This window comes from Bradyrhizobium sp. ORS 86 (assembly GCF_045571475.1).
In the GTDB taxonomy this organism is placed as follows: domain Bacteria; phylum Pseudomonadota; class Alphaproteobacteria; order Rhizobiales; family Xanthobacteraceae; genus Bradyrhizobium.
In genome coordinates this window covers 930,975-944,838 of the sequence record NZ_CP120699.1, presented here as the reverse complement: position 1 = coordinate 944,838, position 13,864 = coordinate 930,975, and the positions used below count along the sequence as shown (strand labels likewise).

Sequence of the window (13,864 nt, the reverse complement as noted above, 5' to 3'; positions counted from 1 at the left end):
CGACACTGATCTTGTAGCGGCCGGGCTGCTAAAGCCCCTTTTTCCCGCGCGAACTGACTGCCAATTTCTCAACCAGTTCATCCGTGATAGGGTTACTCACCGAGAACGTAACGCCGGTCTTGGTTGCCTTGAGTTTCAAAATAGCAATCTCGTCCGCATGCGCAGCAATCGCACCCGGGTCGACATATAGGCCACATTGTTTGCTAAAGGCCGCATAGCCCGCGATGATCGTGTCTTCGATCTGAAATCCGGGCATATCGTATTTCATCACTTCTTTGGCGTCTGGCAGTGCCCGCGATAGCTGTGCACGCAGTTGGGCCAACATGGCGCGAAACGGTGCCGGTGCGGCAGCTATATAGGCGTCATGGTTATCCGTCTTTGCCATGCTGACAGTATGCCAGTTAGCATAACCAAAGACAACGAATGGGGCTTTACGTCGCAGCCGTCGTGACGCCGCCGTCGACGACGATGGTCTGCCCCGTCATGAAGGTCGAGGCGTCGGAGGCAAGATAGGCCACTGCGCCGGCGATCTCGTGCGGCTCGCCGATGCGGCGCAGCGGCGAGGACGCGGTGCGGCGCTTGAGGTTGTCCGGATCTTCCCACAGCGCGCGGGCGAAATCGGTCTTCACCAGGCCCGGTGCCACGCAATTGACGCGCACGCCTTTCGGACCCCACTCGCCCGCGAGACTGCGGCACAGCGCGAAATCCGCCGCCTTGGAGATGCCGTAGGCGCCGATCACCGTCGATCCGCGCAGGCCGCCGATCGAGGAGATGATCACGACCGAACCCTTGCCGCGTTCGGCCATCTGCGGGACCGCCAACGCACAGAGCCAGATGTTGCTCTTGACGTTGGAGCCCATGATCTTGTCGAAGGCCTCGTCCTTGATGTCGAGCAGCGGGCCGTAATACGGATTCACCGCGGCGTTGCAGACCAGGGTGTCGATCTTGCCGTAGTGCTTGATCGTCCCGGAGATCAGCGCCTCGACTTCCTCACGGCGCGAGATGTTGCAGGGGATGACGATCGCATCGCCGCCGGCCTTGTTGATGCCGTCGGCGACCTCCTTGCAGGCGTCCGCCTTGCGCGAGGAGATCACCACCTTGGCGCCGAGCTGCGCCAGCAGCTCTGCCGACGCACGGCCGATGCCGCGGCTCGATCCGGTGACGACGGCGACCTGGCCGGTGAGATCGAATGGAGTGTTCTTCATTGTTGTTGCCTCCCTGACGACTGCAAATGACACGTCATGCGCGGGCTTGACCCGCGCATCCATCTTGTTGAAGAGCGATGGGTTGCCGGGTCAAGCCCGGCAACGACAGCTCAGGCCAGCAGCCCACCACCCTCGCTGACTCGACGGAGATGGTAGTCGGTGTCGCCGAGTGTGTTCTCGATCATGGTCAGCCGCTTGAAGTAGTGACCGATCTTGGCCTCCATGGTCATGCCGATGCCGCCGTGGAGCTGGATCGACTGCTGGCCGACGAACTTCAAGGACTTGCCGACCTGCACCTTGGCGGCCGCGACCGCAGACGAACGCTCCTTGGCATCGTCGAAATCGGACGCCATGGTCGCGAACATCGACATGCTGCGAGCCTGCTCCAGCGCCACGAACATGTCGGCGGCGCGGTGCTGTAGGCTCTGGAACGTGCCGATCGCGACGCCGAACTGCTTGCGCGTCTTGATGTACTCGACGGTGGTCTTCAGCGATTCATCCATCGCGCCGACGGCTTCCGCACAGAGAGCAGTGCGGGCCTCGTCTGCGACGCGCTCGATCAGCGGCAACGCGTTCTCGGGATCGCCGATCACAGCATCCGCACCGACCTCGACATTGGTGAAGGTGATGTCGGCTGCATGCAGGCCATCCTGCGTCGGATAGCCCTTCCGCGTGACGCCCTTGGCGTCGGCAGGCACCAGGAAGACACCGATGCCGGCCTTGTCGCGCTGACCGCCCTTGGTGCGCGCGGTGACAACAAGCGTGTCGGCATTCTCGCCGTTGAGCACGACGAACTTCTCGCCGTCGATCACCCAGCCGTCGCCCTTCTTCTTCGCCGTCGTAACGACGTCATAGAGGTCGTAGCGCGAGTTCTTCTCGAGCTGCGCGAAACCGAAGGTCTTGCTGCCGTCGATGATGCCCGGAATGTACTTCGCCTTCTGCTCGGCCGAGCCGCCGTGGCGCAGGAAGCCGCCGGCGATCACGACCGTCGCGAGATAGGGCTCGACCACCAGCGCCTTGCCGAGCGCTTCCATTACGATCATGGTCTCGACCGCGCCGGCTCCGAAACCACCATCGGCTTCCGCGAAGGGCAGGCCGAGCAGACCCTGCTCGGCGAGCCGGCCCCAGATGGCTTTGCTCCAGCCACCCTTCTCCTTCATGTATTTCTTGCGCGCATCGAAGTCGTAGGCGTCGGCAAGAAGGCCGTCGACACTGTCCTTGAGAAGCCGCTGCTCCTCGGTCAGATCAAAATCCATTTTTCCATCTCTCCAAAATCACGCGGGCGCTATTGCAGCCCAGATCTCCCCTCGTCATCCCCGCGAAGGCGGGGATCCAGTACTCCGCGACGCTCATTAGGAATCACGACTGCCGCGGCGTACTGGGTCCCCCGCCTACGCGGGGGACGACAGCTAACGTGTCGCTCTACAGCCCCAGCACCGCCTTGCTGATGATGTTGCGCTGGATCTCGTTGGAGCCGCCGTAGATCGAAACCTTGCGGTTGTTGAAGTAGCTCGGCGCGATCTGCGCGGTCCAGTCCATGCTCTCGTTGGAGCCGGCGTCGCCATGCTCGTCATAGGGGGCGGCGAACGGACCAATGATCTCCATCAGCAGCTCGGTGGTGGTCTGCTGGATTTCCGAGCCCTTGATTTTGAGCACCGAAGACGCCGGGTTGGGCTTGCCCTTGCCGTGCTTGCCTTCGTCGGCGACGACGCGGAGCTGGGTGAGTTCGAGCGCCTTCAGCTCGATCTCGCACGCGGTGAGCTTCTCGCGGAACGCCGGATCCTCGATGACGGGACGGCCGCCGGCCTCGACCTTGGATGCCAGCGCGCGGATGCGGCGCAGCCGCTCCTTCGACACGCCGACCCGGGCGATGCCGGTGCGCTCATTACCGAGCAGGAACTTGGCGTAGTCCCAGCCCTTGTTCTCCTCACCGATCAGGTTCTCGTAGGGCACCTCGACATCATCGAAGAACACCTCGTTGACCTCGTGGCCGCCGTCGATGGTCTGGATCGGACGCACCGTGACGCCCTTCGACTTCATGCTGAACACGATGAACGAGATGCCCATCTGCTTCTTCGCGGCGGGATCGGTGCGGCAGAGGCAGAAGATCATGTCGGCGTGCTGGGCCAGCGTGGTCCAGGTCTTCTGGCCGTTGATGATCCACTTGTCGCCCTTGCGCTCGGCCTTGGTCTTCAGCGAGGCGAGGTCCGAGCCCGAGCCCGGCTCCGAGAAGCCCTGGCACCACCAGTCGTCGACATTGGCGATACGCGGCAGATACTTCTTCTTCTGCTCCTCATTGCCGAAGGTGTAGATCACCGGGCCGACCATGCTGACGCCGAAGGCGAGCGGCTGCGGCGCGGGGTAAGACTGCAGCTCCTCGTTGAAAATGTAATGCTGCACCGAGGTCCAGCCGGTGCCGCCATATTCCTTCGGCCAGTGCGTGACGCCCCAGCCTTTCTTGTTCAGGATGCGCCACCAGGTGACCATCTCGTCCTTCGACAGATGGCGGCCTTCCTGCAGCTTGCGCCGTGTTTCCGGCGGCACGTTGTTCTTGAAGAACTCCCGCACTTCCTCTCGAAACGCTATCTCTTCCTTGGTAAAAGCGAGATCCATCGGATCCTCCTTTTGAAATTCAACTTCCTCGTCACTCTCGATGTCGTCCCTGCGAAAGCAGGGACCCATAACCACCGGCCGTCGGGATTGGCAAAGCCGGCTGCCGCTTGTGCCTCTTACATCGGCCGCAGCGTATGGGTCCCGGCTTTCGCCGGGACGACGGATTCATTGCACCATATCGTCCATCATGAGCGGGATCCTGATGCAGTCTGCTGCTGATGGAGTTGAGACGCCTTCGGCTGCTGCTGCCGCAGCTCGTGGCGCGATAGCTTGCCGACCGGCGTGCGCGGCAATTCGGCGACGAATTCCAGCGCGGCCGGCAGCTCGTGCTTGCCGACCTTGCCGGTGAGGAACGCGCGGAGCTCGTCGAGCGAGAACGGATTTTCGCCGTCGCGCAGCTTGATGAAGGCCTTTGCCGCTTCGCCGCGGTAATCGTCAGGGATGCCGATCACGATCACCTCCTGCACGGCGGGATGCGTGTAGATCGCCTGCTCGATCATCTGCGGATAGACGTTGAAGCCGCCGGAGATGATCATGTCCTTCTTGCGGTCGACCAGATAGAAATAGCCGTCGGCATCCATGTAGCCGATGTCGCCGGTGAGGAAGCGGTCGCCGACGAAGGCCTCCGCAGTCTCCTGCGGACGATTCCAGTAACCCTTGGTCACGTTCGGACCGCGAATGCGGATCTCACCGACCTCGCCGACCGGCATCACCTTGGTGGAGTCCTCGAGCGAAACAACGTCGAGTTCGATGCCAGGCAGCATCAGCCCGATCGAGCCGGGCTTTTCCGGCCCTTCCTTCGGATGGCCGGTGCCGGGCGAACAGGTCTCGGTCATGCCCCAGCCGCTCTTCAGCTTCATGCCGACGCGGCGCTCGAAGACCTTGGCGACCTCGACCGGCAGCGGCGCGCCGCCGGAGCCGGCGACCACAAGCGAGGACAGATCGCGCTTGTCGAGATCGGGAAGTGCTGCGATCGCAATCCACATCGTCGGAACGCCGGGGAAGACGGTCGCGCGCTTGACCTCGATGTCGCGCATCACGGCCTCGACGTCGAAGCGCTGGTGCAGCGAGATCAGATGGCCGCGCCGGATGGTCGACAGCAGCACGACGGTCAGCGCGTAGATATGAAACAGCGGCAGCACGCAGATCACGCGCTCGATCGCGTTGCGTTCGAGCCGGCCAGGCTTACCCCAGACATCGTAGATCGACACCGCGGCCGTGAGATTGCCGTGGCTGAGCATCGCACCCTTCGGCAGACCGGTGGTGCCGCCGGTATATTGCAGCAGCGCGACGTCCTCGACGTCGACCGCGGGCCATTGCGCGGGCTTCGTGGCGCCGTCGGTGAACTGCCTGTGGGTGATGATGGCAGGGTTGTCGGGCAGCGCGGTTTGCGGCGTGCCGATCTTGCCCCAATGATCGTCCTCGCAGACGATCAGACGGTCGAGCAGGCCCTTGGCGAGGAACTTCAGCGCAGTCGGCAATAGTGCCGACAAATTGCTGGTGACGAGCACCCGCGCGCCGGAGTCGGACAGCTTGTGCGACAGCGCGATCTCGCCATCGAGCGGCGACAGGTGCACAACGCGGGTGCCTGCTTTCAGCGCGCCGAAGAAATTGATCGGATGATCCGGCGTGTTGCCGAGAAACAGCGCGACCGATGCGCCCTTGCCGTAGCCCGCACGCAGGAAAGCGCCGGCGGCGGTTTCGACCAGTTCCTCCAGCTCACTGTAGCTGATCGGTCGATCGCGGAATTCGATCACAGGCCGCGCGCCGAATTCGGCGGCTGCACTCGAGAGCAGGTCCGGCAGCGTGCCGCGCGCGATCTCGTCGCTCCAGTGCACGCCCTTCGGATAATATTGTTCGCCGGGATAGGTCATGAAAACACTGATTACCGTGAGGTGAGCACTGTGCTCAGGCTCCCCTCCCCCTTGTGGGGTCGAGACGAGCGAAGCTCGCTCTGAGGGGTTGGGGAAGGGGGTTCACACGGGCAATGCCGATGCGGCCACCCCTCTCCCTAACCCTCTCCCACAAGGGGAGAGGGAACCCTGTCACTGCCGTTGTATCGCCGAAGATGATCAAGCCGCCTTCGATGGCGCGGCGAGCGAGGCGAAGGTCTTGCCCTCGTCCGCGAGCTTCTTGAGCAGAGGCGCCGGCTCGAGCGAGGGATCGTTGGTCTCCTTGGCATAGAAGGCGAGACGATCGGCGATATGCTTCAGGCCCACGGCGTCGGCCCAGAACATCGGACCGCCGCGATAGATCGGCCAGCCATAGCCATAGAGCCAGACGACGTCGATGTCGCTCGGCCGCGCCGCGATGCCCTCGGCGAGGATCTTCGCGCCCTCGTTGATCATCGGGTACATCATGCGCTCGAGGATCTCGTCGTCGGTCACCACACGCTTCTTGCGGCCAAGGCGGGCCAGCGTCTCGTCGATCAGCTTCTCGACCTCCGGATCAGGCAGCGCCGCGCGCGAGCCCGGCTCGTACTTGTAGTAGCCCTTGCCGGTCTTCTGGCCGAAGCGGCCGGCTTCGCACAGCGCATCCGCGATCTCGGACTTGATGCCGCGGTCCTTGCGCGAGCGCCAGCCGATGTCGAGGCCGGCGAGATCGCCCATCGCAAACGGGCCCATCGGCATGCCGAACTTGGTCACGACCGCGTCGACCTGCTGCGGCAGCGCGCCCTCGAACAACAGCTTCTCCGCCTGCTTGCCGCGCTGCGCCAGCATGCGGTTGCCGACGAATCCGTCGCAGACGCCGACCACCGCCGGCACCTTGGCGATCTTGCGGGCGATCGAGACGGCGGTGACCAGCGCGTCCGGCGCGGTCTTGTCGGCGCGCACGATCTCGCACAGCTTCATCACATTGGCCGGCGAGAAGAAGTGCATGCCCAGCACGTCCTGCGGACGCTTGGTTTCCTTCGCGATCTCGTCGATGTTCAGATAGGAGGTGTTGGAGGCAAGCACGGCACCGGGCTTGGCATACTGATCGAGCTTGCCGAACACTTCCTTCTTGACCGCCATGGTCTCGAACACCGCCTCGATCACCAGGTCAGCATCCTTGACGTTCTCGAGACCGACCACGCCGTTGATCAACGCCATCCGCTTGGCCGGGGCATCAGCCGGGATGCCGCCGCGCGCCGCGGTCGCCTCGTAATTCTTCTGCATGATGCCCATGCCGCGCTTGAGCTGCTCCTCGCCGGTCTCGATCAGCGTGACCGGGATGCCCGCATTGGCGAACGACATCGCGATGCCGCCGCCCATGGTGCCGGCGCCGATGATGGCGACGCGCGAGACGTCGCGCGACTTGGTGCCATCAGGCACGCCGGCAATCTTGGCGGCCTCGCGCTCGGCGAAGAAGGCATAGCGCTGCGCCTTCGACTGGTCGCTCGAGACCAGCTTGAGGAAGCCCTCGCGCTCCTTCTTCAGACCCTCGTCGAACGGCAGATCGATCGCGGCGCCGACGGCGTCGGCGGCCGCGAACGGCGCCTCGAGCCCGCGCGCCTTCTTGGTCATCGCGGCAACGGCATTGGTGAAGATCGAACGGTCGGCCTTGGCCGCGGCGAGCTTGGAGTCGTCATCGCGCAGCCGGCGCAGCGGACGCTTCTCGGCGACCACCTTGCGCGCAAATGCCTCACCGCCCGACGCCGGGCCTTCGACGATCTCCTCGATCAGGCCGGCCTTCAGCGCCGCATCGGCGCTGATCGGATCGCCGCCGACAATCATCTTGACCGCGAGTTCGGGGCCAACCGCACGCGGCAGGCGCTGGGTGCCGCCCGCGCCCGGCAGCAGGCCGAGCTTGACCTCGGGCAGGCCGAGCCTCGCATCCTTGGTGGCGACACGATAGTGGCAGGCCAGCGCGACCTCGAGGCCGCCGCCGAGCGCCGTGCCGTGAATCGCAGCAACGATCGGCTTTGGGGAGTCGTCCATCAGGCTCAGCACTTCGGCGAGACCGGGCGGCTTCGGCGGCTTGCCGAATTCGGTGATGTCGGCGCCGGCGATGAAGGTGCGGCCACCGCAGGTCAGCACGATGCCCTGCACCTGCGGATCTGAAATCGCGCTCTTCATGCATTCGAAAATACCGCCGCGCACTGCAGCGCTCAGCGCGTTCACAGGGGGGCTGTTAACCGTGACCACAGCAATGTTGTCATGACGCTCGAGCTTGACGACTTCACTCACGGGGACTCTCCCTGGATGCTGTTCTTGGACTTGTGTTGAGTAGCTGCGCAACTTGCGTCAAGCCGCTACGTCCGATTAATTTCGCACTGCGAAATTTAATTCCACACCTTGACAGCGAGGGTTATTTTGAAGCACGAGCCTTGTCAACGAGCATGACAAAGCGACGGGGAATGAAACGTTCTGGCAAGAAAGTTGCGACCGATCGCAATTTCGTCGTGGCGCTCTCCCGCGGACTCGACGTCTTGCGCGCATTCCAACCCAACGATGGGCTTCTCGGCAATCAGGAGATTGCGGCGCGCACCAACCTGCCGAAGCCGACCGTTTCCCGGCTGACCTACACGTTGACCAAGCTGGGTTACCTTACACCCGTCCCAAAATTCGAGAAGTACCAGCTCGCGCCGTCGGCGATGGCGCTCGGCTATGCAGCTCTTGCAAATCTCGGTGTTCGGCATTTGTCCGAGCCCTATCGAGAAGACGTGATGCGCGCGACCGGCGGTGCCGTTGCGGTCGGCGGCCGCGACCGCCACAGCATGATCTACTTCGGTCAAAGCCGGAACGGCCTGACGCTCGGCGTGCAACTCGACGTCGGTTCAAGGATACCCATCGCAACCACCGCGATGGGACGTGCCTATATTTGGACATTGCCGCCGGACGAGCGTGCGGCATTATTGCGCGAGCTGCGGGACCACTACGGCAGCCGCTGGGCCAAGATGCGCGATGGCATCGAACGCTCCGGCGAGATGGTGGCGAAGTATGGATTCGCGATGTCCACGGGCGACTGGCAGAACGATGTCGCCGCGGTGGGCGTTGGCTTGAAGCTGAATGACGGAACCGGTCCCTATGCCTTCAACTGTGGCGCTCCGGCATTCCGCTTCACGGAAGATAGATTGCGCAACGACATTGGACCTCGCCTTGTCGCGATGGTAAGGAACATCGAGCAAGCGCTCGGTGGGATGGCGCCGCAATCAAAAAAAGAAGCAAGCAAAAAGTCCAGAGTAGGAGGGAAAGTTGCACGTTTGGCCGAGGGGATCAGATAGCCTCCATCACGACCCGCGAACCACGTCGCAAGGTCGCTCGCACCGCGAATTGATGGCGGGCGAGACGAGATGACGCAGGCACAGCTCGCGCAGGGACAACAGCCCTTGCTCGCGGTTCGCGACGTCAGCGTCGTGTTCGGCGGCATCATCGCGCTGAACGGCGTGTCCTTCGACATGCATCAGGGAAATATCCTCGGACTGATCGGACCGAACGGCGCCGGCAAGACCACGCTGTTCAACTGCCTGTCACGACTCTATCAGCCGTCATCCGGCGACATCCTGATGGAAGGCAAGAGCATCCTGACGCGTCCGCCGCACCGGATCGCCGAGATCGGGATCGGCCGCACGTTCCAGAACGTCGCCCTGTTTCCCAATCTCTCCGTGATCGACAACGTGCGGGTCGGCGCCCATGCGCGCACCTCGAGCGACATCGTCAGCGACTCGCTGCGCCTTGCCTGGGTTCGCCGCGGCGAGGCCGACATGAACAAGAAGGTGCACGAGATCCTCGGCTATCTCGACCTCGAGAATGTCGCCCACACCGTGGTCTCCGGCCTGCCGTTCGGCACCCAGAAGCGGGTCGAGCTGGCGCGCGCTCTGGCCGCAGATCCGAAGATCCTGCTGCTCGACGAGCCGGCCGGCGGCCTCAACCATGAGGAAGTCCACGTGCTCGGCGACCTCATCCGCAAAATCCGCGCCGATCGCAAGATCACCGTGCTGCTGGTCGAGCACCACATGGGCCTCGTGATGTCGATCGCCGACCATGTGGTCGCGCTCAACTTCGGCCGCAAGCTCGCCGAGGGAACGCCGGCCCAGATCCAAGCCGACCCGGATGTCATCAAAGCCTATCTGGGGAGCAAGGACCAATGACCGCGATGCTCAACGTCAAGGACTTGCGCGCCTATTACGGCCAGGTCCAGGCCCTGCATGGTCTCAACTTCTCGCTCAACGAGGGATCGTTGACCACGCTGCTCGGCGCCAACGGCGCCGGCAAGACCACCACGTTGCGCGCGATCTGCAACATGGTGCGTTCGACCGGGTCGATCGAGTTCGAGGGCAAGCCGATCGGCACCCGCTCGACCGAGAACGTCGTCCGTCTCGGCATCGCGCATGTGCCGCAGGGCCGCGGCACCTTCACCACCATGACGGTGGAGGAGAACCTGCAGCTCGGCGCCATCACTCGCACCGACAAGAAGAACATCGTCGCCGACATCGAGCGGATGTACGACCATTTTCCGAAGCTGAAGGAACGCTATTCGCAACAGGCCGGCACGCTCTCGGGCGGCGAGCAGCAGATGCTCGCGGTCGCCCGCGCGCTGATGCTGCGGCCGCGGCTGATGCTGCTCGACGAGCCGTCGTTCGGGCTGGCGCCGCTGATCGTGCGCGACCTGTTCGGAATCCTCGGCAAGATCAATCGCGAGGAAAAGGTGACGATCCTGGTGGTCGAGCAGAACGCGCAGCTCGCGCTGGAGCTTGCCGACCAGGCCTATGTGATCGAAACCGGACGGATCGTGATGTCGGGCAACGCCAAGGACATCGCGAACAACGAAGACGTCCGCAAATCCTATCTCGGCTACTAAGGGAGCTGGCACAATGGAGCTTTTTGCCAACCAGGTCCTGGCCGGCATCGCCACCGGCGCGATCTATGCCTGCATGGCGCTCGCGGTAGTCATGATCTACCAGGCCATCGACCACCTGAATTTCGCCCAGGGCGAGATGGCGATGTTCTCGACCTTCGTGTCCTGGCAGCTCATGCAGTGGGGCGTGCCCTATTGGGGCGCCTTCGTCATTACGGTCGCGTTCTCGTTCGCCGCCGGCATCGTGATCGAGCGGCTGCTGTTCAAGCCGCTGGCGAAGGCGCCGGTGCTGACCAACGTCGCCGGCTTCATCGCGCTGTATGCGATCATCAACTCGGTCGCCGGCCTGATCTGGGACTTCACCATCAAGCAATATCCGACGCCGTTCGGCTCCTCGCCGTTCCTCGGCAGTCAGCTCATCTCGACACACCAGGCCGGCATGATCGGCGTCACGATCCTGCTGCTGCTCCTGCTGTTCTTCTTCTTCCGCTTCACCCGGATCGGCCTGGCGATGCGGGCCGCCGCCTCGTTGCCTGAATCGGCGCGGCTGGTCGGGATCAACACCTCCTGGATGATCGCGCTCGGCTGGGGCATGGCTGCGGCGATCGGCTCGATCGCCGGCATGCTGATCGCGCCCGTGGTGTTCCTCGAGCCCAACATGATGCTGGGCGTGCTGATCTATGGATTTGCTTCGGCGGTGCTCGGCGGGCTGAGCAGCCCGTTCGGCGCCGTGATCGGCGGCTTCCTGGTCGGAATCTTCGAGAACCTTGTCGGCACCTACATCCCCGGCGTCGGCAATGAGTTGAAACTTCCGATCGCGCTTGCGCTGATCATCGTCGTCCTGGTCGTCAAACCGGCAGGCCTGTTCGGCCGCGCCATCGTGAAGCGAGTTTGATCATGAGCGCTGCTGAAGAAGTCGTCACGGAAGCCCCAGCCGTCGAGGCCGTGCCCAAGCGCGCCATGACGCTCGGCTATGGCACGTCGCTTGTCGTGCTCGTCGCGCTCATCGTCATCCCGCTGTTCGTCAAGAACTTCATCATCTTCCAGTTGACGATGCTGCTGATCTACGGGCTGGCGGTGCTCGCGCTGAACATTCTGACCGGAGGCAGCGGACAGTTCTCGCTCGGACAGAGCGCGTTCTACGCGGTCGGCGCCTACACATCGGCGATCCTGATGGAGCATGCGGGCATGAACTATGCCCTGACGCTGCCGATCGCCGGCATCATCTGCTTCGGGTTCGGCTTCCTGTTCGGCCTGCCCGCGCTGCGGCTGTCCGGCGTGTATTTGGCGCTGGCGACCTTCGCGCTCGCGACCGCGATGCCGCAGCTCCTGAAGCTCGGCTATTTCGAGGACTGGACCGGCGGTGTGCAGGGCCTTGTCGTGACCAAGCCGGATGCGCCCGAATACCTGCAAAGTTTGCTGTCGAGCCTCCACCTGAAGATCTCGCAGGACATGTGGCTCTACTACTTCACGCTGGCGATCACGATCGCGATCTACGTCGCCGCGGTGAACCTGTTGCGCTCGCGCTCGGGCCGCGCCTTCATGGCGATCCGCGACAACGAGATCGCGGCCTCGGCGATGGGCGTCGACGTCTCGCTTTACAAGACGCTGGCGTTCGGCGTCTCCGCCGGCATCACCGGCGTGGCCGGCGGCCTCGGAGCCATTGCCGTGCAGTTCGTCGCGCCCGACGGCTACACGATCCAGCTCGCGATCTCGCTGTTCCTCGGCATGGTGGTCGGCGGCGTCGGCTGGCTGCCCGGTTCGATCGTGGGAAGCGCCTTCATCATCTTCGTGCCCAATATCGCCGAGAGCGTCTCCAAGGGACTCTCCGGCGCGGTGTTCGGCGTGCTGCTGTTCCTCGTCATCTTCCTCGTGCCGCACGGCGCCAGGCAAGTTGCGATCGTTGCCCAGCAACTGATCGGGAAGCTCAAGAAGAACTAAGAAAACCCCAGGAAGACCAACCAGGAGATATTATGATTTTTGCACTACGGATCGCCGCGACTTCCGCGGCGGTCATCGCTTTTGCCGCGTCGTCCCCTGCCGCGTTTGCCCAGAAGAAATACGATACCGGGGCAAGCGATACCGAGATCAAGATCGGCAACATCATGCCCTATAGCGGACCCGCGTCCGCCTACGGCGTGATCGGCAAGACCGAAGAAGCCTATTTCAAGATGATCAACGACCAGGGCGGCATCAACGGCCGCAAGGTCACTTTCATCACCTATGACGACGCCTATTCGCCGCCGAAGGCGGTCGAGCAGGTGCGCAAGCTGGTCGAGAGCGACGAGGTGCTCGTCGTGTTCAATCCGCTCGGCACGCCATCGAACACCGCGATCCAGAAATATCTCAATTCCAAGAAGATCCCGCAGTTGTTCGTCGCCACCGGCGCGACCAAGTGGAACGATCCGAAAAGCTTCCCGTGGACCATGGGCTGGCAGCCGAGCTATCAGAGCGAGGCGCATATCTACGCCAAATGGCTGATGAAGGAAAAACCCGACGCCAAGGTCGCGATCCTCTACCAGAACGACGACTTCGGCAAAGACTACCTCAAGGGCACCAAGGACGGCTTCGGCGCCAAGGCGGCCTCCAGCATCATCATGGAGGAAAGCTATGAGGTGTCCGAACCCTCGATCGACGGCCACATCGTCAAGATCAAGGCCGCCAATCCGGACGTGCTGTTGATCTACACCACGCCGAAGTTCGGAGCGCAGACCATCAAGAAGACCGCCGAGCTCGGCTGGAAGCCGCTGCAGATCATCACCAACGTCGCGATCTCGGTCGGCAGCGTCATGCAGCCGGCTGGCTTCGAGAATGCCCAAGGCGTGCTCTCGGCGGCCTATGCCAAGGACGGCTCCGACCCGCAATGGGCGAACGATCCCGGAATGAAGAAGTGGAACGCGTTCCTCGACAAGTACATGCCGGGTGTCGACAAGACCGACAACGGCGTCGTCTACGGCTATGGCGCAGCGCAAACGCTGGCCAAGGTGCTGGAGATGTGCGGTGACGACCTCACCCGCGCCAATGTCATGAAGCAGGCGGCGAGCCTGAAGGACTTCACGCCCGACACGCTGCTACCGGGTGTCAAGATCAACACCTCGGCCACCGACTTCGCCCCGATCGCCCAGTTGCAGATGCAACGCTTCAAGGGTCAGAAGTGGGAGTTGTTCGGCGAGATCATTTCCGGCGACGTTCCCTCGGAATAACGCTGCAGTGCAGAAACAAACGGCAAGCCTCCGCGACTGGTGTTGCGGGGGCTTTTTGTTGAC

The 13,864-nt window shown here is 63.1% G+C and carries 12 protein-coding genes; 6 read left to right on the top strand and 6 right to left on the bottom strand.

Going from position 1 to position 13,864, the window contains the following annotated elements; genetic code table 11:
* Nucleotides 1–28: 28 nt before the first annotated feature.
* The 6 genes from P6U25_RS04260 to P6U25_RS04235 form a co-directional block, all read right to left on the bottom strand.
* Complete coding sequence (locus P6U25_RS04260; protein ID WP_407150220.1) at nucleotides 29–385, bottom strand: iron chaperone; 357 nt, start codon at nucleotides 383–385, stop codon at nucleotides 29–31.
* Between the two features lie 46 nt (nucleotides 386–431).
* Nucleotides 432–1,205: an SDR family NAD(P)-dependent oxidoreductase gene (locus P6U25_RS04255; RefSeq protein ID WP_407150219.1), complete on the bottom strand. Its 774-nt coding sequence runs from the start codon at nucleotides 1,203–1,205 to the stop codon at nucleotides 432–434.
* 110 nt (nucleotides 1,206–1,315) lie between these two features.
* Complete coding sequence (pimD, locus tag P6U25_RS04250) at nucleotides 1,316–2,461, bottom strand: pimeloyl-CoA dehydrogenase small subunit (protein ID WP_407150218.1); 1,146 nt, start codon at nucleotides 2,459–2,461, stop codon at nucleotides 1,316–1,318.
* Between the two features lie 166 nt (nucleotides 2,462–2,627).
* Nucleotides 2,628–3,818 (bottom strand): pimeloyl-CoA dehydrogenase large subunit, encoded by a 1,191-nt coding sequence (gene pimC / locus P6U25_RS04245; protein WP_407150216.1) that lies wholly within the window; start codon nucleotides 3,816–3,818, stop codon nucleotides 2,628–2,630.
* 185 nt (nucleotides 3,819–4,003) lie between these two features.
* On the bottom strand, nucleotides 4,004–5,692 hold the full coding sequence (pimA, locus tag P6U25_RS04240; RefSeq protein ID WP_407150215.1) for a dicarboxylate--CoA ligase PimA: 1,689 nt from the start codon (nucleotides 5,690–5,692) through the stop codon (nucleotides 4,004–4,006).
* Between the two features lie 198 nt (nucleotides 5,693–5,890).
* Nucleotides 5,891–7,987: a 3-hydroxyacyl-CoA dehydrogenase NAD-binding domain-containing protein gene (locus P6U25_RS04235; protein WP_407150214.1), complete on the bottom strand. Its 2,097-nt coding sequence runs from the start codon at nucleotides 7,985–7,987 to the stop codon at nucleotides 5,891–5,893.
* 170 nt (nucleotides 7,988–8,157) lie between these two features.
* Between P6U25_RS04235 and P6U25_RS04230 the strand changes: the two genes are divergently transcribed.
* The 6 genes from P6U25_RS04230 to P6U25_RS04205 all read left to right on the top strand — a co-directional run bounded on the left by P6U25_RS04230 (nucleotide 8,158) and on the right by P6U25_RS04205 (nucleotide 13,801).
* Nucleotides 8,158–9,024, top strand: coding sequence for an IclR family transcriptional regulator (locus P6U25_RS04230; protein WP_407150213.1), 867 nt, complete (start codon nucleotides 8,158–8,160; stop codon nucleotides 9,022–9,024).
* 69 nt (nucleotides 9,025–9,093) lie between these two features.
* Nucleotides 9,094–9,891 carry an ABC transporter ATP-binding protein gene (locus P6U25_RS04225; protein WP_407150212.1) on the top strand — a complete coding sequence of 266 codons (798 nt, stop codon included), beginning with the start codon at nucleotides 9,094–9,096 and terminating at the stop codon, nucleotides 9,889–9,891.
* Nucleotides 9,888–10,601 carry an ABC transporter ATP-binding protein gene (locus tag P6U25_RS04220; protein WP_407150211.1) on the top strand — a complete coding sequence of 238 codons (714 nt, stop codon included), beginning with the start codon at nucleotides 9,888–9,890 and terminating at the stop codon, nucleotides 10,599–10,601. Before P6U25_RS04225 ends, P6U25_RS04220 begins: the two co-directional genes overlap by 4 nt.
* 13 nt (nucleotides 10,602–10,614) lie before the next feature.
* On the top strand, nucleotides 10,615–11,493 hold the full coding sequence (locus tag P6U25_RS04215) for a branched-chain amino acid ABC transporter permease (protein WP_407150210.1): 879 nt from the start codon (nucleotides 10,615–10,617) through the stop codon (nucleotides 11,491–11,493).
* A gap of 2 nt (nucleotides 11,494–11,495) precedes the next feature.
* Complete coding sequence (locus P6U25_RS04210; RefSeq protein ID WP_407150209.1) at nucleotides 11,496–12,539, top strand: branched-chain amino acid ABC transporter permease; 1,044 nt, start codon at nucleotides 11,496–11,498, stop codon at nucleotides 12,537–12,539.
* A gap of 32 nt (nucleotides 12,540–12,571) precedes the next feature.
* Nucleotides 12,572–13,801 carry an ABC transporter substrate-binding protein gene (locus P6U25_RS04205; RefSeq protein WP_407150208.1) on the top strand — a complete coding sequence of 410 codons (1,230 nt, stop codon included), beginning with the start codon at nucleotides 12,572–12,574 and terminating at the stop codon, nucleotides 13,799–13,801.
* Nucleotides 13,802–13,864: the final 63 nt, after the last annotated feature.